The sequence below is a fragment of the Magnetovibrio sp. PR-2 genome (genome assembly GCF_036689815.1).
In the GTDB taxonomy this organism is placed as follows: Bacteria; Pseudomonadota; Alphaproteobacteria; order Rhodospirillales; family Magnetovibrionaceae; genus Magnetovibrio.
In genome coordinates, this window is sequence record NZ_JBAHUR010000003.1 from 153,291 (window position 1) to 178,396 (window position 25,106).

Here is a 25,106-nt window from a genome sequence, read left to right on the forward strand (position 1 = left end):
GTCAGTTCCAGATGGAAGACGGATCGGCGTTTTCGGTTGGGGGGCCTTCTTCCGCGTCCCCAGACGGTGAAGAGGCCGTCTCGACCCCTTCGGTTTTCAGGACCATGAGTTCGAGTTGGGACAGGATCGGGAAAATCGGTTTTGCGTGATTGCGATACAGCATAATCACGCCACGCTTGGTGTCTGGGAAGCCTTCATCCTTGGCGTCGTCGAACTTACGGATTTCAAGATTGACGATGGTGTCCGTTCCGGCCTCGCGGCTCTGCCATATGAAGGTCGGATTGTCTTGGCGCGGCGCCGCCAAGGGGGCGATTGCGCGATCAATCTTGGTGGTCGGCTGGCCGTAACGTTCCGTGTAATAGCCCACGACTTGTTCAAAGGCGTCTGTGCGGAACAAGGTGTGGTAATTGATCGATTGCCCAGCTTCATAGCGCGCAATGGCGCGTGTGCCTTGGTACATGATTGTGTCGACCAAAAAAATCTCTTCCAGCTCGAACGGCCAGTTGATCTTGTCGGTGCAAAACAGGGTGTTTGGCCCACCTTTTTCCAGGCAGGGACGACGAATGGTGTCTTGGTCCATGAGCCTCAAGCGGTCTTTGTCCAACTCTTTGCCGATGCCGACATCGATGCCGAGTGTCAGCTCGACATTGTCCAAAGCCTCACCCGTGGCTTTCAGGTCTGCGAGAACAAAAATCTCATCGGGAATGTCCGCGTTTTCAACCTCTTTAACGTCCCAGCCTTCTTCCCCTTCTCCGTTGGGGGCCAAGAGGTCGGCCAATTCGCCGACATCTTCATTGCCGGACGTCGAGCTATCCTCAATCAAATCAAACGGGTTGTCGGAACCTGTTGCGTCTGAGGTGGGAGCGTCCGCCTTGGCGGTCTCGTTCGGTCCGTCCAAATCTTCCAGAAGATCAGAAATTTCGGGCTCTTTTGCATCATCGAGCAGAGCAAAGGGGTTGTCGTCTCCAGCGGCTTGGGCCCCCTTATTTCCGTCTTCGGCCAGAATTGCGTCTTGAGCCTCTCCAAACGAAATCGGGCGGTCCTTTAACAATATCTCACGTAGGGCCGTTTCATCTTCTTCACCGGTCAACTCTTGCCCGGTGACGAGGCTCAGTCCCAAGAAATCCAAAAGAAGAGGGTCTACCCCACCGCCAAATGGGAGAGATGGGTTATAGGCTCTGCCGGGCACGCCCGGGGCTTCTTTGATGTCCAACTCGTCACCGGCATATAGGTCATCTTCCGGTGCGCCAAATGGATTGTCTTCTTCTGCATTGGATGAGGGCGTGGGGGTGGGCTCATCCACTTCATCGTCGATGGTGAGGTCGCCAAAGGCATCCTCGTTGGCAGGGAGCGGTGCGCCTGAGCTCGACGGCGATGAGACGGAATATGCCGGCAAGCTGGATCCGTCATGCGGCAAAGCGGCAATCTCTTCCGGGGTCAGGTTGGCAATTCCCTCGATCGGAGGGAGTTCCTTGGCCAGTTCTTCGGGGGTTATGGGCACAGCCGGGCCTTTGATGATTTCGTTGCCACGCTCTTCATCAAGTTGTTTGAGCTGCAACTGAATTTCTTCATCCGAAACGGCGCCTTCGTTGCTTGTTTCACGTTTTTTGTGAACCACGCCTGTGATGTTGGGCGGTTTGAAGAAATCGCCGAAGGTCGTGAAAAAGCGCTTAAAGGCCGAGGCTTTTTCAACCGGCGCCAAGTCTGCTTCTACGTCGGGTGTCTCCACAAAGTCGTCAGCAGGCAAAGTGGCTTCGGCTTGGATGTTCAGTTCAAAGGGTTTTGACGTTGGCGTGTCGGCCAAGACGTCTTGAGCTTTGTCGACCACTTCCACATCCGGCGTGGGCGGGCTTTGGGGCTCGTTTTCGGCGCTCAGAGCTTTCGGCGGTTCATCAAACCCTTCCAGACCATCACCAAAGGGCACTGCCTCAGCTGGCATGGCTTGCGGCTCTTGAATTTCGCCAAGGACTGGAAGTTCGCTTGTCGCTTGTTCTGTGCTGAACGGGTCAATGGCGGGTTCTGGTGTCGGGGTAACGGCGAATGGGTCCTCGATCACCGTTTCAACGGGCGCGGGTGCGGGCGGCGGCGGCGCTTCGCCCAACACGTCATCCAGCTCGTTCAATTCGGCGGAACCATTTGGGGTTTCGTCTTGTGTTTGAGCCAATTCCTCAGGGCTGGGTGCCGGCTGCACAGGGGTGCCGCTCAACGCCGCTTGTTTGGCGTTTCGAACGGAAATCAGGTAGTGCGCAATGTTGAAAAAGCCGCGGCTGATGGCAAGGTCCACGGGTTGGGTACCGGTGAAGTCGCGGGCTTCGACATCTGCGCCCTTTTGCACAGCGCTTTTAACGCCGCCCAAATCTTGGTTTTCTATGGCCAAAAACAGCTCTTGGGTCAGGGCTTCGCTGGTGCTGACGCTCGATTGCGCATGGGCCGTGCTGGGCGTCAATACACCTGGCGTGGAGAAAGGGCCAACTGACAGGGCCAAAAGGCACGTTGTGCACAACAGTTTGCGTCCAGGCCATGCTGAAAAACGGCCTGGTGCAGTATCCAAATTTGGCGTGTTCTTGTGCTTCACGTTTAGCGTCACGGTCGTTTGATTTTTTCCCAAAGAATCCGACATCTAGCCTGCCCCAAATATATATGCCAAATTCTTGCTATTGCTATACCACGAAGTGCAGGCGAACGGCCTAAAAAAGTGAACCTAACATAACAGAGTAAAGGGGCTTGGTTGTGAATAAGTTAATGAAAAATATGAGTTTTGCACTCATTTTCACGTTTGTGACTTTCACCGCTGCCAAAGCCCAGAATATTCAGATCACGAATGCGGACGGCTTGGTGCTCAATGCGAGTCTCGAGTTAGCCGAAGGCAAGGCCGTTAACGACCGTATCATTTTGCTGACCCACGGCACGTTGGCGCACAACAAAATGGAAATTATCGCAACTTTGCAAACGCTGTTGGCGGAGCGGGGCTATAGCTCGCTGGCACCAACCCTCAGCCTCGGCGTCAGTGATCGAACGGGCATGTTTGACTGCAAAACGCCTGCGGTGCACCAACACTATGACGCCATGGACGAAATTGGTTTGTGGGTGAACTGGTTGAAGGGCGAAGGGGCAACAGACATTGTCTTGGCCGGGCATTCGCGCGGTGGAAATCAAACGGCATGGTATGGCGCGCGTGAAAATGAACAGGTCGTGTCTAAAATTATTTTGATCGCACCCGCAATCTGGACGCAAGAGCGCGCGGCCCAAAGCTTCCAAAAACGCCACACCAAGGCCCTATCAGATGTTTTAGCCCAAGCGCAGGCCTTGGTGGACGCTGGCAAGGGGGCGGCGTTTATGGCGGGGGCAGGGTATCTCTATTGTCCTGGCGCGGATATCACAGCCGAAGCCTTCATAAGCTATTACGAAACCGATGCGCGGCGTCATACGCCAGAACTGATGGGGATGATGTCTAAACCGACATTGGTCATCGCCGGGACGGAGGACACCATCGTCAAGGGCTTGATCGAAGAGGTCCAACCGCTTGCGGATGCCGGCAAAGTGGTGCTTTCCGTCATTGAAGACGCGGATCACTTTTTCCTCGATTTTTATGCCGAGGATGCGGCCGACGCGATTGCTGAGTTTTTGCAATAATCAGGAATAACCCAGACGCTCCAAAGTCTTGGCGCACGTGGTTTCAATGTACTTGAGATCTTCGTCTTGCCATTCGATCTTGGTGCTGTCCATGGCTTGGGGAACGATCACGCCTTCAATTTTGTTGGGGGGGATCAGGCTGGTGGGCGCGCACCCAATGGCGTCTGCTCCCAGCTTTTTCACTGTGCCTTCATAATCATCACGCAGATCTTCGTAGCGCACCAAGTGGATCCCTTTGCCGCGCGATCCGTACTTTTCAGCCAGATCGAACCAGCCGTTCACGTGCCTGTCCCATCGGTGCAACATATTTTCAGCTTGATACATTTGATAGCGCATCAAGTGGCCCTCGGGTTGGGCACGCATCATGTCTGCGGGCGTGGGGCAGACGGGGCCTTCGTGCCACGTGTAGTTCTTCAACAAGCGCCACATGGAATGCATCACATCGCGCGGATGGCGGTAGATGTAGAGTATTGCGCACGTGTCCACAGCGGTTTCGATCACGGGCTCAAGAAAATCGGCAGAATGGTGACTTTTTAGAACGTTTGCCACGTTGTGCTGTTTGATTTGGTTGAAAAACTCAAGAATGGCTTCGGGCGCAAAGAAGTTGATGTTCACCGTGTACGTATCAACGTCCAAACGATTGTCGACCGGTAAATAATTGAAAGATGCACTCAGGGTGTTGATCAAAAAATGGGTGCCGGAGCGTTCATGGCTGATAACAGCGGCTGTTGGCCGGACCATGCCGGGCTGAAAGACTTGGACTTCCATAGAAAACAATCCCTTGAAACTGATGTTGAGGGATTATTGATCGATTCTGAATCAAAAAACCAGTCAAGAGTGCTGATTTTTCCAGTCTTCGACGGCCTCAAGGGCTCGGGCGCAAACAGCGGCTTTGCGGGCTTTTTTGCGCTCGGACTTCTTCAAACGCTTGCCTTTGAGTTCTGGCGGGCGCTCGTCGATTTCGGCCGGGGGAAACAGGCCGAAGTTGATGTTCATGGGTTGGTAGTTTTCAGCGTCCGCAGCACCTGTCACATGGCCCAACAGCGCGCCCAAAGCCGTAATGCCCGGCGGCGGGGTGATGGACAGCTCCAAACGTTCGCGACTTGCGAACAATCCGGCCAAAAGGCCGATGGCCGTACTTTCCACATAGCCTTCACAGCCTGTGATTTGCCCGGCAAAGCGGATGGAGGGCCGCGATTTCAAGCGCAGATGTTCGTCCAACAGCTCGGGACTTTTGATGAACGTGTTTCTGTGCATGCCGCCCAAACGGGCAAATTCGGCATTTTCCAGCCCTGGAATGGTGCAAAAAATACGTTTTTGCTCGCCATACGTCAGCTTGGTTTGAAACCCCACCATGTTCCAAAGTGTGCCCAAGTCGTTGTCTTGGCGCAGCTGGACGATGGCGTAGGCCCGCCGGTCAGGATTGTTGGGATCGGTGAGACCCACGGGCTTCATCGGGCCAAAGGTCAAGGTTTCGCGCCCGCGTTCGGCCATGACTTCGATGGGCAGGCAGCCTTCGAAATACGGGGTGTCTTGTTCCCAGCCCTTGAAGCTTTGTTTTTCGGCGGCCAGGATTTCGTCAATGAAGGCCTGATACTGCTCTTTGTTCATGGCGCAGTTGATGTAATCGGTGCCGGTGCCCTTGTCATAGCGCGATTGGAACCAGGCTTTGTCGAAATCGATGCTGTCTTTGTAGACGATGGGCGCAATGGCGTCGAAGAACGACATGTGCTCAGCCCCTGTGAGCTCCCGAATAGAACCGGACAGAGCGTCAGAGGTGAGCGGGCCACTGGCGACGATGACGTCAAAACCGTCCAGCGCGTTTAAGTCCTGGACCTCTTCACGATCAATGGTGATCAAATCGTGATCTTTGAGCGCGGTTTCGACGCTGGCGGAAAAGCCGTCACGGTCCACGGCCAATGCGCCGCCTGCGGGGACGCGGTTTTCATCCGCCGCCTGCATAATCAACGATCCCATCCGCCGCATTTCTTCGTGCAGTAGGCCCACGGCGTTGGCCGTGTGGTCGTTGGCGCGCAAAGAGTTTGAACACACCAGCTCTGCCAAGCCACCGCTTTGGTGGGCGGGGGTCATTTTGTTGGGGCGCATTTCGTGCAGCACCACGGGAATGCCCGCCTGTGCAATTTGCCAAGCGGCTTCAGAACCGGCCAAGCCGCCGCCGATCACGTGAATAGGGGATGAAGATGTATCAGTCATGGGGCCCTACATAGTCCCCTTAGGCGCACCTTGCAACGGTTGCGTGACTTGACAGAACGGTGGGTTGGAGGCTACCTCAAAGGCAAAACAGTGAGACCAAAACTGGGAGAGGGCCACAAACGTGGAAAATTTCGAGACCGACACATTCAAATTCGTTTTAATCGCCGTCATGGCGTTTGTGTTTTTGCGTTTTCTGCCGCGCATCAAGGCGAAGATGCTGGGCATTCCGTTCGTCAGCACCGATGACGTCAAACGGCGTATGGATGCGGGCGAAAACTTGTTGGTTATTGATGTGCGCACGGCAGGTGAATTTACCGGAAATCTGGGCCATATCCCGGGGGCATTGAACCTAGATGCCTCAGCCCTTCATGTGAAGCTCAAGGATTTGGGCGAGCAGTTGGAGCCCTATAAAAACGATCCCATCGTTGTGACGTGCCGCACCGACAACCGCTCACCGGGCGCGGCGCGGGTTTTGTTCCAAAATGGTTTCAAGAACTTGATGATTATGGGCGGGGGTATGAGCCGCTGGAATCGGGCAGGCTATCCTGTAGCTTATAAAACTTAATCGTCTTCACGCCGGATGAAGTCGCGGATGCCCATGTCAGTGTGCATGATGTGGCGCAACACCCAGACCTGAACCATGCTGACCAAGCCTTTCCAGTCTTCAATCCCTTTGCCGTCCAAGACGTCAGAAGCAATGGCATCGATTTCTTTGCGCAAGTCGTTATGCTCAAGAATATGGGCGTCTAGGTCCGGATAGCCAATGTTATGCATGACGCGTTCTTCGTAGGCGAAGTGATCCAAAGCGTGATCAACCAAAGCCTTGAACGCCGTTTGCTTTTCGCTGAGAGGAACATCGTCCGTCGATAAGACATTGAGCAGTTCTTGCGACAAGTCAATCAGCTCTTTGTGCTGTTCGTCAATGGAAACGATATCAACGGAAAACTTATCCGACCACTCAAGGGTTTGTATCGTCATGATTGTCTGGCTCCTTCCTAATCGTAGTTTTGATCACGCCCATAGACTCATTATCGCATAAGAATCTCTTCAGAAATAACAATAACGTATCGGAACTGAATAAGATTATTTGTTGTGACATATGCAAAACTTCATATGACGTAGTGTGCATATGGTGATAAGATTCACACAAGATAAACGGTGTTTGGGTGTGGACTTGGGTGATTTACCTGCCAACTTGGAAGTCGAACTGAAGTTCGAACTGACGCCAGCCGATGCGCGCAAATTTGCGCGGGCGCCGGAAATTAAGGCGCTGCAGACGGCGCGGACACGCTCCAAACCTCTTCAAGCCACATATTATGACACACCCGATCAAACGCTCGCCCAAAAAGGCGTGGCCTTGCGGGTGCGCAAAGAAGGTCGTGCGTTTGTACAGTGCCTCAAGGCTGCTGCGCCCGGCAAATCAGCCACAGGCTTTGCTCGCCATGAATGGGAATGGCGGGTGCTGAGCCAAGAGCTGGACTTTGACGACCTCACCAAGGAAAAAGAAGTTAAACCGTATCTTAAGGGGATCGACCTTAAATCCCTCGGGCCCATTTACAGCACCGACATCCGCCGTCAAACCCGCCAGATCACCATGCCCGGTGGCAGTGTAATTTTGTGCGAGCTTGATCAAGGCAAGGTCATGGCGGCAGGGCGGGACACGCAGCTTTACGAGTTGGAGTTGGAACTGGTGTCCGGATCGGACGCGGAGCTGTTGGAGCTTGCACGCCTGATCACCACCATCGTGCCGGGCCGCTTATCATCACGCACCAAGGCCTACCGTGGTCATGTGTTGTTCGAAGGCAATGGGGCGCCTTGGTTTGCAGCCGCGCATCCACCGTTGCCCAAAAAGGTCTCTGCCGAACAGGTGTTGCGCTCCGCCATGCTGGAAGGCTTAAAACACCTCATCGTCAACGAAGACTGTGTGCTGGAACGTAGCCACATCGAAGGCGTTCATCAAATGCGCGTCGCTAGCCGCCGCATGCGTTCGGTCTTAACGACGTACAAAAAGATTTTGCCCAAAGGTTCGTTCGAAGACCTGTCCCAACACATCAAAGCCATCGGCAATGCCTTAGGCCCGGCGCGCGATTGGGATGTGTTCTTGGACGAAGTCTTAGGCGATGTGCAACGCGGATTTGAAAATGCACCAGCATTGGCTTTGATGGAAACGCTGGCAAAGGCCAAGCAAGCGGAAGCTTACGCAAGCGCGCATAAAATGATTTTAAGTGCGGACTACGCCAAGACCCTGACCGACAGCTTGTATTGGGTGGCAACGTCGGGGTGGACAAAGCAGGGCAAAGTCCCAGCCAAGCTCGCCGCGCCCGCAACCGTGACCGCCAAATCCGTGTTGGCAAAGCGTCATGGGGAGCTTTTGAAAACCGGGAAGGGGATTGAGAGCCTCAGCATCGAGCAGCGTCACGAATTGCGCATCGCCATTAAAAAAGCGCGGTATGCGTCTTCGTTCTTTGCCGAGCTGTACCCGAAAAAAACCACCAAAGCCTATTTGAAGGCGTTGAAGGGGCTGCAAGAAAGCTTAGGCCACTTAAACGATTTGGCCACGGCGGAACGCCTGATGGACGAACTGGCCGAAGGCTTGAGCGGAGACGAGCTTTGCCAAATCAAGCGTGCGTCCGGCATGGTGGACGGCTGGTACATGCACGCCCAGTCCCTGCGCGAAGACGAATTGATCAAAGCGTGGACCGCTTTTGTGAAGATTAAGCCTTTTTGGTAGCGGCTTTTTTCTTCGCAGCGCGCTTTTTCAAATATGGCGCCAAGTATTGACCTGTATAGCTTTTCTTCACCTTAGCCACGGCTTCAGGCGTGCCTTCGGCGATCACCTTGCCGCCTTTGGAACCGCCTTCGGGGCCGAGGTCGATAATCCAGTCGGCAGTCTTAATGACTTCCAGATTGTGTTCGATGACGATCATGGTGTTGCCTTGATCGACCAAGGTGTGCAGCACTTCCAGCAACTTGTTCACATCTTCGAAGTGCAGACCCGTTGTGGGTTCGTCCAGGATGTAGAGCGTTTTGCCCGTGGCCCGCTTGGACAGTTCCTTGGCAAGTTTGACGCGTTGCGCTTCACCACCCGAGAGCGTGGTGGCTTGTTGGCCTAAGTGAATGTAGCTCAGGCCCACTTGGTTTAGGGTCGAGAGCTTGTCCCGTATTGAGGGGACAGCTTTGAAGAACTCAAGGCCTTCTTCGATGGTCATGTCCAAGACGTCGGCGATGGACTTGCCGCGAAATTCGATGTCCAGGGTTTCGCGGTTATAACGCTTGCCCTTACACACGTCGCATTCCACATAGACGTCGGGCAAAAAATGCATTTCGATCTTAAGCACGCCGTCGCCTTGGCAGGCTTCGCAGCGTCCCCCCTTGACGTTGAAGCTGAACCGCCCCGGTTTGTACCCGCGCCGTTGCGATTCCGGCAGGCCCGCGAACCATTCGCGGATGGGGGTGAACGCACCGGTGTAGGTGGCGGGGTTGGAGCGCGGTGTGCGGCCAATGGGGGATTGGTCGATGTCGACGATTTTGTCGATGAGCTCGATCCCGTCGATGCGTTCGTGTTCACCCGCATGCAGACGTGCACCGTGAAGACGGCGCGCGAAGGCTTTGTAGAGCGTTTCGATGACCAGTGAAGACTTGCCGCCACCCGACACGCCCGTGACGCAGGTGAATGTGCCCAGGGGAATGTCCACATTGACCTTTTGCAAGTTGTTGGCTTCGGCCCCGATGATGGAAATGTATTGGTCTTTTTTGCCAACGCGCCGTTTGGCGGGAAGCGGCACTTCTTTGACACCCGTTAGGTATTGTCCCGTGAGGCTTTTGGGCTCGGCCATGACTTCGTCGGGGGTGCCGCGCGCAATGACTTCGCCGCCGTGCACACCCGCGCCGGGGCCTAAGTCCAACAGGTAGTCTGCGGTGCGGATGGCGTCTTCGTCGTGTTCAACCACGATCACCGTGTTGCCCAAATCGCGCAGACGCTGCAAAGTTTCCAACAAGCGGTCGTTGTCGCGTTGGTGCAGGCCGATGCTGGGCTCGTCCAAGACGTACAACACACCCGTTAACCCTGAACCGATTTGCGACGCTAGACGGATGCGCTGGCTTTCACCGCCCGACAACGTGCCGGACGCACGTGATAGGGTTAGATACTCCAAACCCACATTGACCAAGAAGCCCAAACGATCATTGATTTCGCGCAAAATACGTCGTGCAATTTCGCGCTGTTGTTTGGTCATGTCCTTGTGACACGTCTTGAACCACTTGGCCGCGTCGGCAATGGACATGTCGGTGACTTCGGAAATGTTCAGCGTGTTGATTTTGACCGCCAAGGCTTCAGGCTTCAAACGGTGCCCGCCGCAGGCTTCGCAATTGGTGACGGTTTGGTACTTACCCAATTCGTCACGCACCCAGTTGCTGTCCGTTTCCAACCAGCGGCGTTCCATGTTGGGGATCACGCCTTCGAACGGTTTGGTGACTTGGTAGTTCTTGCGCCCGTCGTCGTAGCGCATGGTCACCGCTTCACCGTCGGTGCCGTACAAGACCATCTTTTGGATTTTTTTCGGCAGGTCGGCAAAGGCGGTTTGCAGCTCAAACCCGTAATGCACAGCCAAGCTGTCTAGGGTTTGGGTGTAGTAGGGCGAGCTGGACCCTGCCCACGGTGCTATGGCGCCTTGGGCCAGCGTCAGGCGGTCGTCGGGGATGACGAGTTCCGGGTCGAAATACATCTCCGTGCCCAAACCGTCACACGACGGGCAAGCGCCAAACGGGTTGTTGAACGAAAACAGGCGTGGTTCGACCTCATCAATGGTGAAGCCGGATACCGGACACGCAAACTTGGCCGAGAAGGTGGTTTGATCCCCGGTCTTTGCGTCTTCGGCAAACACAAGACCGTCTGCAAGGGCTAGCGCGGTTTCAAAGCTGTCGGCCAAACGGGTTTCGATGCCTTCTTTGACGGCGACACGGTCGACCACGACTTCGATGTTGTGTTTGACCTTTTTGTTCAGGGTCGGCACGTCTTCGATGTCATGGATCTCGCCGTCCACTTTGACGCGTTGGAAGCCCTTTTTGGCGAGCTCTTTGATTTCTTTTTTGTATTCACCCTTGCGCCCGCGCACGATGGGGGCCAGCAACAACAAACGCGTGCCCGGCTCCATATCCATGACCCGGTCGACCATCTGGCTCACGGTCTGACTTTCGATGGGCAACCCCGTAGCGGGGGAGTGAGGAACGCCGACCCGCGCCCACAACAGGCGCATGTAGTCGTAAATCTCCGTCACGGTGCCCACGGTGGAGCGCGGGTTGCGGCTGGTGGTTTTTTGTTCGATGGAGATCGCGGGGCTCAAACCCTCGATCAAGTCCACGTCCGGTTTAGACATCAGCTCCAAAAATTGGCGCGCATAAGCCGACAGGCTTTCGACGTAGCGCCGTTGGCCTTCGGCATAAATCGTATCAAACGCGAGGGACGACTTGCCCGAGCCCGAAAGCCCCGTAATCACCACCAGTTTGTCGCGGGGGATTTGCACCTCGACGTCTTTGAGATTGTGTTCGCGCGCGCCGCTGACATGGATGAAATCTTGCATGGGGGATGATTCTTTGACTTTTTGGGTAAATTTGAGTGTTTCTAAAGCGCTTGTGCCACATTTAGACCCATCCGGAGTGCCCGTAAAGGGGGGGATTCGTAGGTTTTTTGGATATCCGTGGAAAACTGGCAAAAACCACTGGATTTGCAGCGCCTAAATAGCGAGAATAGCTTAGACAGGGAGGTTACGTAGCTATAGCTGCGACCTGGTGGGGAAATAAAACACCGTGGACGAGTGGGTTACCCTGTTCTTTGGCTGGTTTCAGTCATCGGGCAAGCTCTAACGCGGTGCGTTGAATGTGAGTATGTATGTCTGATTATAACTTGTCGCGACTTAACTTTCTGATTGTCGATGACAACAAGCACATGCGAGCTCTGGTCAAGAGCATCTTGCACGCGCTGGGAGTTAAGAACGTTCTGGACGCTTCGGATGGGGCCGATGCGTTCAAGGAACTGCGCCATTTCCCGGCGGACGTGATTATCTGTGACTGGAACATGTCGCCGTTGGACGGCTTGGATTTTGTGCGCATGGTGCGCACCGGTTCCGACAGCCCAAATCCGTTTGTGCCGATTATCATGCTGACCGGTCACACGGAAATGAACCGTGTGATGGAAGCCCGCGACAGCGGTGTTCATGAATTTCTTGCCAAGCCGATTTCGGCCAAAAAATTGTATACGCGTATCCGCTCGATCATTGAAAACCCGCGTCCATTTGTGCGTGCCGGTTTGTACTTCGGTCCTGACCGTCGTCGTAAACAAAGCCCCAACTACAATGGGCCGGAACGCCGCAAAGACGAAATGGCGGACCAGGGCGGTGGCGAAGTGGATGCTTCGGAAATGTCGCAAGATGAAATTAACGCCTTGCTGAACGGCTAGAGGCGTAAAGGCAAAAAAAAATCCTGAGGGTCAACGTAGATGTCAGACGATAAACCGCAAGCTCAAGTCATTCGACCGCCGCAGACTTTGCAAAATAAAGTCGACAAGGGCGGTCCCGGTGCCGTTGATCTCGACGCCTTAGCCAAGGCAGAGGACGTTATCGCCAATTTAGCCGATGATTACCTGACGTGGGTGCAAGAAGACCTCGTGCGCATGGAAGCGGCCTATGAAGAAATGGTCAAAGGCGAGGGAGATCCGAAGGTCTTGTTGGATAACGTTTTCCAAATCGCCCACGACATGAAAGGCCAAGGCGGCAGCTTCGGCTACGACCTGATGACCGCCATTGGGGACCAGCTTTGCCGCTTGGTGGAAAAGATGGATCAAGTCACGCCGCGTGAAATCGGCATGGTTCGCGTGCACATCGACGCCATGCGTGTGATCATCGTTAAAGAACTCAAAGGCGATGGCGGTGACGAAGGCCGCAAGCTGTTGATGGGGCTAAGCCTCGTGGGCGACAAGGTTTAAGCCGCAACCTCTTTTAGGATGGTCTCTAGTGCGGCGACAATCTCTTGGCATTTAGCATCGTTCAGCGCATCCGCATGAGGGGGCGCGAAGTGGCCTAGGTCGTTGTCGAAGTATTCACCGGCGTGGCCTAAGAACGCGTCGCTGAGGCTTGCGCGCACCAAGATGTCTGCGCCTATACCGATGTCCTTACCCTCCATACCAAAGCCTTCTTTGACCATCTTTGACCCCAGTAAAGAGCCCGGGTTGACCGAGACGATCAGCGGGTCCATGTCGGACAAGGCACGTGTCCACTGGGTGATGGCAAGCTTGCTTTGTGCATAAGCCGTCATGTCGTCGTCGAATTGGGACTGCCCGCTCAGCGCGTTGAGATCAACCGGCGCTTGGGCAGCGGAGGACAGGTTGACGATGCGCGCACCTTTCCCCAAGACCGGCATCAGGCGTTTTGTCAGCAGATAGGGCGCAATGGTGTTCACCACAAAACGCACATCAATACCCAGCTCTGTCGTTGTGTTCGGCGTTTTGAGAACGCCTGCGTTGTTGATTAAGACGTCCAGTGTGTCGTGCTTCGCCATGACCGCGGCGGCGAGGGCTTCGACTTCTGACAGGTTGGAGAGGTCCGCCAAATAGCCTTCGGCATTGTCGTTCAAAAGTTCAAGCGTTGCATCCAGTTTTGCCGGGCTGCGTCCGTGCACCAAGACCTGATGGCCGTTCGCCGCCAACATCTTTGCGGTTTCCAAACCGATGCCGTCGGTGGCTCCGGTGATGAGAATGGTTTTGGTCATGGGATGTCCAAACTTTCTCGGAAGCTTTCCAGCCAGTCCAGGTGGGCTTCCAACTGTTCGATGTCGTGGTCCAGCCACACAGCAAGATAGCCAGGCGCATCGCCATAGGACGCGCGCAAGTCGTCCAGACGCGCCAGCTCGGTTTCGCAGTTTTCGATCAAAATGTCGGCTTGTTCCAATTGGTCTTGGAATTCAATGAGGTGCAAGAACCTCAGTTTCAGGGTGGTGATGAGTTTGTTGACTTCTCCCCCCGCAGAGCGAATGCGAGATGTCATCAGCGCGTTCAGTTCCGCCACGCCTTTATCGGTAAGCTTCAGCTGGGCATCGTCTTCCATACCGACACCGTTGACGGGCTCCACCAAGCCTTCGAACTTCAGCAATTCAATGGACGTGCCCATAATGTCCAGGGACGGCCCGGTGATGCGGCTGGTGAAGTGACGAATGGCGTTTGCCAGCTCGCTATAGCGCAGATGCGTGGGCGCAAGCGCCAACGTGCCCAGCGCACAAAGCCGGATCGCTTCTTTGGGCGTAAGGGTGTTGTCGGCAAACATGAAAGGCAAGCACCTCCGAGAGAATCCTAGGCATTATATAGAACAGCTCCCCCCCGGTCACCAGGGGAGGAGCCGCAAAATAACAGCGTGTGTGAATGCCTTAGTCGATTTCTTCTTTCGAACGCGGTCCTTTTTTGAAGTCCACACGGTCTTTTGTGGCGTCATCGAGGCGGAACACATCGCGTTTGACCCGGCGATGGATGACAATGTCGATGTAGAGCGTTTGGTTGGGCTGGAAGAACTTCGATAACTTCAAGCTGTCGCTTTTAAATTCGACAGGTTGATAATACGCCAAGCCGTCTTTGGGGCGCGCCACCACCCGGATGCCGAGATTGGTATTCTTACGCGTCATCACATCGTAATTGACGTAATAAATCAGATGGTTTTTGTGTAGCTTGTTTTGTTGGTCGTCCACATAAAAGCCCTTGGGCAACTTGTCCGGTTTGAAGTTGGGACCACCCAACAAAAACAGGTCGTAGTCGTTAATCGGATTGCCAGCATCGTCGCGAATACGGAACGTCAATGTGGTGTAACGCTGCCCATCCAGCTCGTCTCTTTGGGTTTCGGTGGTCAACCGTTTAAAGGCACTGATGGATTTTGAGTATGCGTCTGGGGTTGTGACCTTCAGACAATTCATAATCCGGTTGATTACGGGGCGTTGGTTTGAGTTTGCGGTGGTTGGGCTGAGCATGATGCCAATTTTGTCGCCGGAGTGACTGGCGTTCGGCACCACACCGAAGGGGCTGGGCTGGGGTGAGTGAGGCTCTTGCGGTACCAAAGGCCGGACCGAGAGCGTGTCCCAGCCTTGGCGCACTTTGACGGGCACGTCTTTGTGATCTTCCGTCAGCGTGATCATGGTGTAGTTCATGTTGGCGCCAGATGCGCGCACAACGCCGTCCGATCCTTCTTCTACCAAGTAGCGGTTGAGGAAATCGTAGAGCTTGTTGTCAATGGTTTGACCTGTGAGCACAAACGGGTAAACACCTTGATTGGGGTAGTCGCACGTTAAGTACTTTTCGCTGAGTTCCCACTGTTCTTCACTGCCCAAAGACAACCAGTCTAAAATTTTGGTCCCGGGCTCGACCCCATTTACGAAGGCTTTGATGCGCCCCACGCGGGCTTTGCCCAGGGTCGCCAAAGGCGATCCGTGGTTGGCCGGGGCCAGCATGATCAGGTGATCCAGGGGGCAGCCTTTGCCGCCGGGGTAATAGTGTTCAATCCATTCGCGCACGACCGGACCACCGGTGGAATGCGTGATGCAGGAAAACGATTTGGTCAGCCGTTTGTTGACCGGAATGTCGTTGCGCAACGCCGTGTCGAACGCGCGCACCACATCGTTCATGGTGACTTCATCGTCAAAGCTGATGTAACGCCCCAAGTAGATGTGTTGAATTTCGATCTCCAACCCTGCTGCATTGGCGCGTGCGGCTATCAGTTCCGGCATTTGGCCGTATGTTTCCGTGTTGGTGACGCTCCAGCCGTGAACGAATAAAAGTAGCATGCTCTAACCTCCCTTTAGACCTCGCTGTGTAATCATAAATCGACTTGAGGTGAGAGTCATGCACCTATAGAGTGTTTGTGGTGCACAATAAAAAGCGGCCCATATTGGGGCCGCTTTTTGGAAAGGGTGGAGGTTAAGCCGCCGCTTTAAGCCCCAATCGGCCCCAGACTTCCTTCAACGCCGCCACCAGTGCATCCATATGCTCATCGGTGTGGTGAGGGGTCGGCGTGAAGCGCAGGCGCTCTTTGCCGCGTTCCACGGTCGGGTAGTTGATGGGCTGTACATAGATGTTGTGGCGTTCCATCAAATCGTCCGAAGCTTGTTTGCATAGCACCGGATCACCGACCAAAATGGGCACGATGTGGCTGACGCTGTCCATCACCGGAAGCCCTTCGTCCTTAAGGCGCTTTTTCAGCGTTGCGGCGCGTTCTTGGTGACGTTCGCGCAGTTCGTTGTGTTCTTTTAAGTGGTTCACGTTGGTGCGCGCAGCCGCAGCCACAGCCGGCGGCATGGAGCTTGAGAAAATAAAGCCCGTACCATAAGACCGCACGAAGTCGCACATGGCTTTGGTGCCGGCAATATAGCCGCCGACCACACCAAACGCTTTGGCCAGTGTGCCTTGAATGATGGTGATGCGATCCATTTGGCCGTCGCGTTCCGCAACGCCTGCACCGCGCTGACCATAAAGGCCCACGGCGTGCACTTCGTCGATGAAGGTCATGGCACCGTATTTGTCGGCCAGATCGCAGACGTCTTTGATCGGGGAGATGTCGCCGTCCATGGAATAAACGCTTTCAAAGGCAATCAATTTCGGACGGGATGGGTCGATGGTTTTGAGGATGTTTTCCAGGTCTTCCATATCGTTGTGGCGGAAGATGTGTTTTTCCGCACGCGAGTGGCGGATACCTTCGATCATGGAGTTGTGGTTTTTGCTGTCCGAAATGATCACGCAGTCCGGCAACATGGACGCGACCGTCGACAAGGTCGTCAGGTTGGCGATCCAGCCGGACTGGAACAGCAGAGCACTTTCGGTCTGGTGCAAATCGGCCAGGGCTTCTTCCAACAGCACGTGTTCGTGCATGGTGCCAGAAATGTTGCGTGTGCCGCCCGCACCGACACCGTAACCGCCCGCCGTGTCTTGCATGGCTTGAATGGCGTCCGGGTTTTGGCCCATGCCCATGTAGTCGTTGGAGCACCACACGGTGATCTCTTTGACCTCTCCGTCCCTGTGCACCATGGCTGAGGGGAATTTCCCCGCTTGGCGTTGCAAGTCGGCAAAAACGCGATACCGGCCCTCTGCTTTCAGGTCCGCAATTTTGTCGGCGAAGAACTGTTCGTAGTTCATGGATTCCTCCGCAAGGGCAGGTGAGTGGCCGTGTCAAAACGCGGGGAGGTCTCTACCACTTTGCCTGCTGTGTTCTTTTTGGTCGGCTATCTTACTCGAATCATAGGATTCAGAGCAACAATTTGCACATAAATCTGTGTTGTTTTTGCCACTTTTATCTCAGATTGGGGCAAGAATGGGGCATCTACTGGGCGAAATGGCCCTCGGACTTGAGCCATTCCAATGTTTCGTCCAAGGCTTTGCCAAATCGAGACAGCATTTCACCGATTTCAGCCTCGGAAATAATCAAAGGCGGCGAAAAGGCGAGACTGTCGCCCATGGCCCGGCCAATCACGCCGTTGTTTTGCATGAAATTGACGGTCATGGCCCCGACGCCCAAGGCGGGCTCAAAGCTTTCTTTGGTGGCTTTGTCTTTGACCAGTTCAACGGCCCCCACCAAGCCGACACCGCGCACTTCGCCCACCAAGGGATGGTTGGCGAAGGCTTGCAATCCCGCCTGGAAGGTGGGCGCAATGGCTTGCACTTGGCCGACAATATCGCGTTCTTCGTAGATTTTAAGCGTTTCCAAAGCCACAGCGCAGGCCACCGGGTGGCCGCCATAGGTGTAGCCATGGCCGAATACGCCCAGCTTTTCACTTTGTTTGACCATGTCTGCAAAAATTTCGTCGCTCACCATCAGGGCGGAAATGGGCAAGTACGCCGACGACAGGGCCTTGGCCATGGTCATCATGTCGGGCTTGATGTCGTAGGTTTCAGAGCCCCACATGTTGCCCGTGCGGCCAAAACCGCAGATGACTTCGTCGGCGATCAGCAACACGTCGTACTTTTTCAAGACCGCCTGGATTTTGTCGAAGTATGTGGCGGGCGGCACAATGACGCCGCCCGCCCCCATGACCGGTTCTGCGAACATGGCGGCGACCGTGTCGGGGCCTTCGGCCAAAATCAGCTGTTCCAACTCATCGGCCATGCGGGTGGCGAATTGCTCTTCGCTTTCACCGTCTTCGCCAAAGCGATAATAATGCGGACAGGCGGTGTGCAAGATACCGGCGATGGGGACGTCAAAATCGTTTTGGCAGGGCGCCAGGCCTGTGAGGCTCGCACCCGCAACGGTCACACCGTGATAGGCTTTTTGCCGCGCGATGATCTTTTTCTTTTGGGGCCGTCCACGTGCGTTGTTAATGTACCACACCAGCTTGACTGAGGTGTCGACGGCTTCGGAGCCGGAGTTCGCAAACAGCACCTTACCCATTTTGACCGGCGCCATGTCCAGCAGCTTTTCAGCTAAGTCTACGGTCACATCTGCAACTTTGTGGGTGAAGGTGTGATAGAACGCCAACTTCTCCATAGCATCCGTGGCCGCTTTGACGAGGCGCTTCTCGCTCCAGCCCAAAGATGTGCACCACAGGCCCGACATGGCCTCATAATATTCGGTGCCGTCTTCGCCATACACCTTAACGCCTTCGCCGCGTGAAATGACCAATGGCCCGCGCTGCAAATGCGTTTTCAGATTGGTGTAGGGGTGGATCAGGCTTTCCACATCGCGTTCAGCCGTGGAATTGGACAGGGGAGAAGACATCAATGCCTCTGTGCTGTTGGAATTGGTATTGAGATTTAAGCTTGGGACATCACACTCGTTCAAGCAATCGTTTTTTAAGAGCTGTAGAGCTCTTCGGCGTTCAGTGTTGCTTTGCGCGTGGCGGGAAAGGTCACTGTGATGGTGGTGCCCTGGTCAATTTCACTTTCAATGGTCAGTGTGCCGTCGTGCAAGTTTACGAACGAGGTGACCAAGAACAAGCCCAGCCCGCTGCCTTCGTGGTTGCGGTTATAGATGTCGCTGACCTGTTCAAAAGGTTCCAAGATTTTTTCTTGTTTGTCGATGGGGATGCCAAAGCCGGTATCGCGAACGATCAAGCTCACGGAGCCGTCTTTGTTCTCAGCGGCAACTAATTCGACCTTACCGTCTTGGGGGGTGAACTTGATGGCGTTAGACAGCAAGTTGATGATGATTTGCTTGATGCGGATCATGTCGCCACGCAATAACGGCAAGCTGTCTTGGACAGACTTTGATAGTTCCAGCTTCGCCATTTCAACTTGTGGGGACACCATTTCAATGCTTTCGTCGCACAGGTGGCCCAGGTCCACCACATCTTCGCGAATGGTCATAGTGCCCGCTTCGATGCGAGAGACGTCTAAAATGTCGTTGATGACGTCCAACAAGTGATGGCCGGACGCCAAGATGTTGGCGCTGTATTCGATATAATTATCATTACCCAGCGGTCCGAACATTTGTTCTTTGATGATCTCGGAAAACCCGATAATCGCGTTCAAAGGTGTACGCAGTTCGTGCGACATGTTGGCCAGGAACTGTGTCTTGGCATGGCTCGCCAGCTCGGCTTGTTCCTTGGCGCGCATGAGTTCTGAAATGGCTTGTTTACGCTCGGTAATGTCTTCTTTGACCGCGAGAAAGTGCGTGATCTTACCGTGCTCGTCCTTGACGGGGGAGATTGAAGCGTATTCCCAAAACAAGGTGCCGTCTTTGCGCTTGTTGTGGAACTCGCCGCGCCATTCTTCACCGTTGGAAATGGTTTGCCAAAGGTTGGCGTACTCGGTGGGTGACTTTTCGCCAGAGCTCAGCAAATTCGCTTTTTGCCCCACGGCCTCTGTATAGCTGTAGCCCGACACACGTTCGAACTTGGGGTTGATGTAGGAAATATGGCCGTAGGTGTCGGTGATCATCACGCTTGCGGGGCTTTGTTCCACGGCGCGTGACAGCTGGCGCAATTCGTCTTCGGAGCGTTTGGTGTCGGTTATATCGACACGCACGCATGCCATGCCACCGTCAGCCATGCGGCTATCGCTTGCCATAAACCATAGACCGTTTGCGGCTTTAACAGTGTATGGCCGGCTCATGCCTTGAGAAAAGTCGGTGTCGATTTGGCCGTCTGTATGCTCAAAGCTTTGATAGACTTTTTCACGGCTGCACAGCGAATAGAATTCTTCGTAAGTGATCCCTTTGCTGAGCTTCTCGCCAAGGCCTTTGTGCAAGTCGGCAAACTTTGAATTCCAGAACGATAAGTGTCCCTTGGCATCGAAGAAGGCAAAGCCTTCGTTGATGCTTTCCACTGCATCGCGGAATTGGCGTGATGTCATGCGGGCTTGATCGTGGGCGACGCGCAGCTTGTAGAGCGTTATGGACAATCCGGCAAACAGCACGACGGCCAAAACCAGCAAGACAATACGCATGATGTTCGCGAACTCGATGCGTTCAACCGTGAAGGCCAGATGCTCATTAAAAATGTTGTCGAGTGTGGAGATGGTCGGCTGACTGACGAAGTCGTTCATATAACGCACGGTCGCTTGTCGCGCGTCGATATTTGCACGGACATGCAATAGCACAGCCTTGATCTTTTTTGCATCCTCTTCGTTGGGGGCTAAGCTTTCGGCTTGCCCGACTTGGTGTAGCAAAGCCCTTTGATTGTCGGCGGAGGGGATCAAGTTGGCAGATAACATGGCATTGATGAGGCGTTGCAATGAAATCGCGGCGAGGTCGGTACGCCCTTCGGTGATGCGCCCAACTTCCAGAGGTAAATAGTTAATGGAGTTTCGCACGATCGCCATGCGCGATTTGATGCTTTCCACCAGATCGAATTTTTTCAACATCAACGATTGAAATGTATTCAACCCCTTGTCGATGTGGGGGTTGATCAACCCATACAGACCTTCTTCGGTGTTGTGCAGACGCGCGCCAACGGCTTGCATGTCTTCCATGATGCGCACAATGGAATCGTAGTTGCTGAGTTGCAGAGCCGACGCACGGAGTGTTTCTTCGTTCAAACGTGTGTCGAGCTGTTTGAGCAAGATGATGTTTTGCGCCGCGCGGTTGTGCCGGTTCAAATCCCATTGCTGCGTTTGCACGTAGAACAGCAAGCCAAGCAACGCGGTTGCAGCAAACATCATGTACGGCACTGGGCGCGAGATCGGTGTCATTAAGGATCGAACCTCATGTATTCGCCAGCAAGGCTTTCGAGGAACGCAACAATAGCCTTAACATCCGCATCGGGTATGTCGCGGCCCAATTGATATTTGGCCATAAATTTCACGGCTTCGTCCAACGTCTTGGCGCTGCCGTCGTGGAAGTAGGGGGCGGTGTGTTTGACCACGCGAAGGCTCGGCACCTTAAACACATGACGGTCTTCGTCGCGCCCTGTGACTTGGAAGCGTCCCATGTCACTGGCTTTGATATTGCCGCGATCCCGGAAATAATCGGCCAAAATGCCCATGGTCTGGTACATGTTGCCACCGACGTTGACGCCTTGGTGGCAGGAAACGCATCCGTAGGACGTGAACAGCTCATAACCGTGTGCGGCTTGTTCGGATATCGCGTCCTGGTCGCCTTGTAAATAACGGTCGAAAGGGGCGTCGATGGTGACCAGAGTGCGTTCGAACGTGGCGATGGTATCGACAATGTTGTCGCCAGTGATGCCGTCTGGGTAAATCTCTTGGAACAGCTCGCGGATACGTTCGTCTTGGTTCAGTTTGTCGACGACCTCGGGCCAGTTGGAGCCCATTTCAGCTGGATTGTGCACAGGGCCTGCGGCTTGTTCTTCCAAGCTTTCTGCGCGGCCATCCCAAAATTGTTTGAAGTTATAAGCACTGTTGAACACGGTCGGGGTGTTGATGCCCCCCTTTGTGCCGCCGATGCCGACAGGTTTGGACAGACCGTCTGCGCCACCCGCATTTAAGTCGTGGCAGCTCGCACAGCTGATGGTGTCGTCAGCAGACAAGCGCGGGTCGTGGAACATTTCTTCGCCAAGACGGACTTTGCGCAAATCTATATTGTTAGGGGCTGCGGGAAGCGGTGACAGGGCTGAGCCACGCCACAAGTCTTGCGTCGCCAGTGCAGTTGGAACCACACCAAACATCGCAATCACCACCACCACTGAGCTTAGAGCCAGAGGCTTCCAGTTTTGCACCCAAACCCCAACAGAGGTTCCCCCATAGTGCGCCGAAAACCAATCACAGGTTTTTCGTATCAAAAGTGCCCTCGATTTGTTCCTTTTTACTTAGTCCTTTTTAGTTAGTTTCCACCCAAAAGGCCATGTGAAATGTCAAATTTGTGAAGGTTGAAGGCCCTCTAAGTTAAAAAGTAAGATTAATCAGCGCCTTTGCCGCCTTTCGCAACCGACCAACCAATGGGATCGGCCAGAAAATCCTTAACCCCTTGAATGGCTTCGGGTGAAAAAGCTAGGCGTTCTTCGGCGACTTCCAAGACGTCTTGCCAGGTGGCCAAGTAGTGCATGGTGACGCCTTCTTTTTCCAAGGTGTCCAAAGCACCTGGGAACGCGCCGTAGAAAAACACCACAAATGCGTCGGAAACGGTTGCCCCAGCATCGCGCAAGGCATTGATAAAGTTGATTTTAGAGCCGCCGTCGGTGGCGAGGTCTTCGACCAGCAAGACGTGGCTGCCTTCGGGCATATGGCCTTCGATTTGGGCGTTGCGGCCAAAGCCTTTGGGCTTTTTGCGGACATACAGCATGGATTTGTTGGTGAGGTGTGAAATCCAGGCGGAATAGGGGATTCCAGCAGTTTCACCACCGGCAACGGCGTCCACAGCGCCGAGATCGCTATCGCGTTGCAAAGTTTCGACGGCGAGTTCCATCATGCGCGTGCGTTCAACCGGAAACGAGATCAATTTGCGACAATCGATGTAGACCGGGCTAGCCCAGCCAGCGGTCAGCGTATAGGGCTCTTCTGGGCGGAAATTGACGGCTTCGATATCCAAAAGAATTTTTGCGGCTTCCAAGCCTGCGGGATTGCGCTTTACGCTCACGGTAAGTCTCCAAATTCGGTGGGTTTGAACGCGTTTATGGCGTTGCTGCGTGTCAAAGTAAAGGGAGGGATTGGGCAGTGGGTTTAATGGACTTTATGGGTATGACTGACGTAGCCTTCTTGGGTCAATTTGCCGAAATAGTCGATAACGTCGGGGTGGTCGATGGGGCCGCCTTCGAAGTCGGGCTCTAAATTTTCTTCGGAGACATACGCGCGGTTCGCGGTGCCATCGACCAGCACGTGATACCACGGTTGTGTATCCGCTTGGAGGATCTTAGGTTTTTGGTCCTGGGCCTTCATCTCCGCCCCCACACGGAACTGAGGGTCAACGTCAACGATGACGCCCCGATAGTCGAAAAGCGTGTGGTGGATCAACTGCCCAACCGCGAATTTGGCACGATCACGTATGGGTAAGTCGGGTTTGGACGTATTGTGAGGCACTTAAGGCTCCAGCTGTTCCGTGTCTACTTTCCATAAGCTTCCCGCGAAAATCGTTTGCGGTCAACCATGACATTTCTCATTTTTAGGGTTCTGATATACTGGCGCAAATTCAGGAGAGCTTATGATCGAGACGACCCCTTCCTCGAATCCAGAAACTGCCAACGGCGGAGCGCTCATTGCCCGCGCATTGGACGCTCACGGCGTCGAAAAGGTCTTTTGCGTGCCGGGTGAAAGTTATCTGGAGGTCTTGGACGCGCTTTATGACCGCCGGGACACGCTGCAGATGGTCTCGTGCCGCCATGAAAATGGGGCGAGTTTTATGGCCGAAGCCTATGCGAAGCTCACCGGCTCTGTCGGGGTGTGCATGGTGACGCGGGGGCCTGGAGCGTGCAACGGCTCCATCGGTGTGCACACCGCGTTTCAGGATTCATCGCCCATGGTCTATTTGGTGGGCCATGTGCGCCGCGAAGACATTGGCCGTGAAGCTTTTCAAGAGGTCGATTTTGAACAGATGTTCGCCCCGTTGGCGAAGGCCGTGCGCATGATCAAATCTGCAAAAGATGCACCGGGTGACGTGGCCTGGGCGTTTGAACAGGCGCAAAGCGGACGTCCTGGGCCCGTGGTTTTGGTTATGCCCGAAGACGTCTTGCGCGAGGAGGCGGGCGTCACGGTTTTACCTGTAAAACCCGTCTCCCAGCCGTTCATGGACGAAGGCGATTTGGAGCGTGTCCATCACCGTTTGATGGCGGCAAAGCGTCCCATGGTCATGGTCGGGGGCAGCGGCTGGACCGCTCAGGGCCGTGAAGACATTGTGGCCTTTGCCGAGGCCATGGACTTGCCCGTGTGCTGTTCCATGCGCCGCTTGGACGTGTTTGACAATGCACACCCTTGTTTCGTCGGTGAAATGGGCATTGCGCCCAATCCGCTCTTGGTGGAACGCATCAACGACTGCGATCTGTTGTTGGTTGTGGGCGCGCGCATGGGCGAAATGACCAGCCAGGGCTATACGCTTTTGGACGCAGAGACTGCGCAGCATAAACTGGTTCATATTCATGTGGACCAGGCTGAGTTGGGCCGTGTGTTTCCACCTGCCATCGGCATGGGGTGCGGGCCTGCGGCCTTTGCGGCGGCGGCTAAAAATCTGGCGAAGACGAATGACAGTTGGGCCGGGTGGCGCGCGCAGGCGCGGGCGGACCTAGACGCGTGGCGCAGGCCCCATTCCATCGCGGGCCCTTTGGACTTGGCCCAGTGCATGGCAGACTTGGATGAAGCGTTGGATGACGACGCCATCGTCACGGTCGACGCGGGTAACTTTTCCGGCTGGGCACAGCGCTATTTGTCCTTTGCCAAGGGGCGCAGATTCTTAGGCCCGACCAACGGGGCCATGGGCTACGGTGTGCCCAGCGGTGTGGCGGCGCAAACGGCCTTTCCAGACCGTCAATGCGTGACGTTTGTCGGCGACGGCGGCTTTGGCATGACCGGCCAAGAAATCGCAACGGCTGTGGGGCAGGGGCTGCGCCAACTGATCTTGGTCTTCAACAATGGCATTTATGGCACCATTCGCATGCATCAAGAACGGCGCTTTCCCCGGCGCACAATCGCCACGGATTTGCACAATCCCGACTTTGCAGAGCTGGCGCGGGCCTATGGCGCCTATGGGGATGTGGTGGAGCGCACGGAACAGTTTTTACCCGCCGTCAAGAGCGCTTTGGCGTCTGGAACCGTCGGCGTACTTGACGTGCGCTTCGATGCCAATATCATCACCACCCGAACAACCTTGGACGCCATTCGCTCGGCGGCCGAGAAACAATAAGAAAACAGGGAAAATCCT

General features: G+C 54.7%; 20 protein-coding genes. 6 read left to right on the forward strand and 14 right to left on the reverse strand.

Annotated features, from left to right (window positions below):
* Window position 1 precedes the first annotated feature (1 nt).
* Window positions 2-2,620 (reverse strand): ankyrin repeat domain-containing protein, encoded by a 2,619-nt coding sequence (locus V5T82_RS05590; protein ID WP_332894624.1) that lies wholly within the window; start codon window positions 2,618-2,620, stop codon window positions 2-4.
* Window positions 2,621-2,751: 131 nt separating this feature from the next.
* On the opposite strand from V5T82_RS05590, the gene V5T82_RS05595 reads away from it, so the two are divergent.
* Window positions 2,752-3,633 (forward strand): alpha/beta hydrolase, encoded by an 882-nt coding sequence (locus V5T82_RS05595; RefSeq protein WP_332894625.1) that lies wholly within the window; start codon window positions 2,752-2,754, stop codon window positions 3,631-3,633.
* On the opposite strand, the gene V5T82_RS05600 is transcribed toward V5T82_RS05595, so the two are convergent.
* On the reverse strand, window positions 3,634-4,401 hold the full coding sequence (locus tag V5T82_RS05600; protein WP_332894626.1) for a sulfotransferase domain-containing protein: 768 nt from the start codon (window positions 4,399-4,401) through the stop codon (window positions 3,634-3,636).
* A 63-nt stretch (window positions 4,402-4,464) separates the two neighbouring features.
* A complete protein-coding gene (gene trmFO, locus V5T82_RS05605; protein WP_332894627.1) occupies window positions 4,465-5,847 on the reverse strand; it encodes a methylenetetrahydrofolate--tRNA-(uracil(54)-C(5))-methyltransferase (FADH(2)-oxidizing) TrmFO in 1,383 nt (460 codons plus the stop codon).
* A 121-nt stretch (window positions 5,848-5,968) separates the two neighbouring features.
* On the opposite strand from trmFO, the gene V5T82_RS05610 reads away from it, so the two are divergent.
* Entirely contained in the window at window positions 5,969-6,412 is a 444-nt protein-coding gene (locus V5T82_RS05610) for a rhodanese-like domain-containing protein (RefSeq protein WP_332894628.1), read from the forward strand.
* On the opposite strand, the gene V5T82_RS05615 is transcribed toward V5T82_RS05610, so the two are convergent.
* Window positions 6,409-6,825 carry a bacteriohemerythrin gene (locus tag V5T82_RS05615; protein ID WP_332894629.1) on the reverse strand — a complete coding sequence of 139 codons (417 nt, stop codon included), beginning with the start codon at window positions 6,823-6,825 and terminating at the stop codon, window positions 6,409-6,411. The genes V5T82_RS05610 and V5T82_RS05615 overlap by 4 nt on opposite strands.
* Before the next feature lie 196 nt (window positions 6,826-7,021).
* Between V5T82_RS05615 and V5T82_RS05620 the strand changes: the two genes are divergently transcribed.
* Complete coding sequence (locus V5T82_RS05620) at window positions 7,022-8,578, forward strand: CYTH and CHAD domain-containing protein (protein WP_332894630.1); 1,557 nt, start codon at window positions 7,022-7,024, stop codon at window positions 8,576-8,578.
* On the opposite strand, the gene uvrA is transcribed toward V5T82_RS05620, so the two are convergent.
* The gene (uvrA, locus tag V5T82_RS05625; protein WP_332894631.1) at window positions 8,562-11,426 is read right to left on the reverse strand and encodes an excinuclease ABC subunit UvrA; all 2,865 of its coding nucleotides are present in this window, start codon (window positions 11,424-11,426) and stop codon (window positions 8,562-8,564) included. The genes V5T82_RS05620 and uvrA overlap by 17 nt on opposite strands.
* Window positions 11,427-11,734: 308 nt before the next feature.
* On the opposite strand from uvrA, the gene V5T82_RS05630 reads away from it, so the two are divergent.
* Both V5T82_RS05630 and V5T82_RS05635 read left to right on the forward strand, forming a co-directional pair.
* A complete protein-coding gene (locus V5T82_RS05630; protein ID WP_332894632.1) occupies window positions 11,735-12,301 on the forward strand; it encodes a response regulator in 567 nt (188 codons plus the stop codon).
* 39 nt (window positions 12,302-12,340) lie between these two features.
* The gene (locus V5T82_RS05635; protein ID WP_332894633.1) at window positions 12,341-12,826 is read left to right on the forward strand and encodes an Hpt domain-containing protein; all 486 of its coding nucleotides are present in this window, start codon (window positions 12,341-12,343) and stop codon (window positions 12,824-12,826) included.
* On the opposite strand, the gene V5T82_RS05640 is transcribed toward V5T82_RS05635, so the two are convergent.
* The 9 genes from V5T82_RS05640 to hspQ all read right to left on the reverse strand — a co-directional run bounded on the left by V5T82_RS05640 (window position 12,823) and on the right by hspQ (window position 23,275).
* Entirely contained in the window at window positions 12,823-13,608 is a 786-nt protein-coding gene (locus tag V5T82_RS05640; RefSeq protein ID WP_332894634.1) for an SDR family NAD(P)-dependent oxidoreductase, read from the reverse strand. The two genes, V5T82_RS05635 and V5T82_RS05640, sit on opposite strands and share 4 nt — an antisense overlap.
* Window positions 13,605-14,159: a hypothetical protein gene (locus tag V5T82_RS05645; protein ID WP_332894635.1), complete on the reverse strand. Its 555-nt coding sequence runs from the start codon at window positions 14,157-14,159 to the stop codon at window positions 13,605-13,607. The genes V5T82_RS05640 and V5T82_RS05645 overlap by 4 nt, the downstream gene beginning before the upstream one ends.
* 100 nt (window positions 14,160-14,259) lie before the next feature.
* Window positions 14,260-15,660: a lipase family protein gene (locus tag V5T82_RS05650; RefSeq protein ID WP_332894636.1), complete on the reverse strand. Its 1,401-nt coding sequence runs from the start codon at window positions 15,658-15,660 to the stop codon at window positions 14,260-14,262.
* Between the two features lie 133 nt (window positions 15,661-15,793).
* Entirely contained in the window at window positions 15,794-17,005 is a 1,212-nt protein-coding gene (gene hemA, locus V5T82_RS05655) for a 5-aminolevulinate synthase (protein WP_332894637.1), read from the reverse strand.
* 184 nt (window positions 17,006-17,189) lie between these two features.
* Window positions 17,190-18,581 (reverse strand): aspartate aminotransferase family protein, encoded by a 1,392-nt coding sequence (locus tag V5T82_RS05660; RefSeq protein ID WP_332894638.1) that lies wholly within the window; start codon window positions 18,579-18,581, stop codon window positions 17,190-17,192.
* A 74-nt stretch (window positions 18,582-18,655) separates the two neighbouring features.
* Window positions 18,656-20,992, reverse strand: coding sequence for a DAHL domain-containing protein (locus V5T82_RS05665; protein WP_332894639.1), 2,337 nt, complete (start codon window positions 20,990-20,992; stop codon window positions 18,656-18,658).
* The gene (locus tag V5T82_RS05670; RefSeq protein ID WP_332894640.1) at window positions 20,992-21,978 is read right to left on the reverse strand and encodes a cytochrome-c peroxidase; all 987 of its coding nucleotides are present in this window, start codon (window positions 21,976-21,978) and stop codon (window positions 20,992-20,994) included. Before V5T82_RS05670 ends, V5T82_RS05665 begins: the two co-directional genes overlap by 1 nt.
* Window positions 21,979-22,157: 179 nt before the next feature.
* Complete coding sequence (locus V5T82_RS05675; RefSeq protein WP_332894641.1) at window positions 22,158-22,835, reverse strand: orotate phosphoribosyltransferase; 678 nt, start codon at window positions 22,833-22,835, stop codon at window positions 22,158-22,160.
* Between the two features lie 83 nt (window positions 22,836-22,918).
* On the reverse strand, window positions 22,919-23,275 hold the full coding sequence (gene hspQ / locus V5T82_RS05680; RefSeq protein ID WP_332894642.1) for a heat shock protein HspQ: 357 nt from the start codon (window positions 23,273-23,275) through the stop codon (window positions 22,919-22,921).
* A gap of 121 nt (window positions 23,276-23,396) precedes the next feature.
* Between hspQ and V5T82_RS05685 the strand changes: the two genes are divergently transcribed.
* Window positions 23,397-25,088: a thiamine pyrophosphate-dependent enzyme gene (locus V5T82_RS05685; protein WP_332894643.1), complete on the forward strand. Its 1,692-nt coding sequence runs from the start codon at window positions 23,397-23,399 to the stop codon at window positions 25,086-25,088.
* Window positions 25,089-25,106: the final 18 nt, after the last annotated feature.

What these genes read in the sequence shown, in the direction of transcription:
- V5T82_RS05595 (WP_332894625.1), top strand. Translation starts at nt 2,752, where the DNA reads ATGAGTTTTGCACTCATTTTCACGTTTGTGACTTTCACCGCTGCCAAA.
- V5T82_RS05635 (WP_332894633.1), top strand. Translation starts at nt 12,341, where the DNA reads ATGTCAGACGATAAACCGCAAGCTCAAGTCATTCGACCGCCGCAGACT.
- V5T82_RS05640 (WP_332894634.1), bottom strand. Translation starts at nt 13,608, where the DNA reads ATGACCAAAACCATTCTCATCACCGGAGCCACCGACGGCATCGGTTTG.
- V5T82_RS05645 (WP_332894635.1), bottom strand. Translation starts at nt 14,159, where the DNA reads ATGTTTGCCGACAACACCCTTACGCCCAAAGAAGCGATCCGGCTTTGT.
- V5T82_RS05615 (WP_332894629.1), bottom strand. Translation starts at nt 6,825, where the DNA reads ATGACGATACAAACCCTTGAGTGGTCGGATAAGTTTTCCGTTGATATC.
- hemA (WP_332894637.1), bottom strand. Translation starts at nt 17,005, where the DNA reads ATGAACTACGAACAGTTCTTCGCCGACAAAATTGCGGACCTGAAAGCA.
- uvrA (WP_332894631.1), bottom strand. Translation starts at nt 11,426, where the DNA reads ATGCAAGATTTCATCCATGTCAGCGGCGCGCGCGAACACAATCTCAAA.
- V5T82_RS05590 (WP_332894624.1), bottom strand. Translation starts at nt 2,620, where the DNA reads ATGTCGGATTCTTTGGGAAAAAATCAAACGACCGTGACGCTAAACGTG.
- V5T82_RS05685 (WP_332894643.1), top strand. Translation starts at nt 23,397, where the DNA reads ATGATCGAGACGACCCCTTCCTCGAATCCAGAAACTGCCAACGGCGGA.
- trmFO (WP_332894627.1), bottom strand. Translation starts at nt 5,847, where the DNA reads ATGACTGATACATCTTCATCCCCTATTCACGTGATCGGCGGCGGCTTG.
- V5T82_RS05665 (WP_332894639.1), bottom strand. Translation starts at nt 20,992, where the DNA reads ATGACACCGATCTCGCGCCCAGTGCCGTACATGATGTTTGCTGCAACC.
- V5T82_RS05600 (WP_332894626.1), bottom strand. Translation starts at nt 4,401, where the DNA reads ATGGAAGTCCAAGTCTTTCAGCCCGGCATGGTCCGGCCAACAGCCGCT.
- V5T82_RS05650 (WP_332894636.1), bottom strand. Translation starts at nt 15,660, where the DNA reads ATGCTACTTTTATTCGTTCACGGCTGGAGCGTCACCAACACGGAAACA.
- V5T82_RS05630 (WP_332894632.1), top strand. Translation starts at nt 11,735, where the DNA reads ATGTCTGATTATAACTTGTCGCGACTTAACTTTCTGATTGTCGATGAC.
- V5T82_RS05660 (WP_332894638.1), bottom strand. Translation starts at nt 18,581, where the DNA reads ATGTCTTCTCCCCTGTCCAATTCCACGGCTGAACGCGATGTGGAAAGC.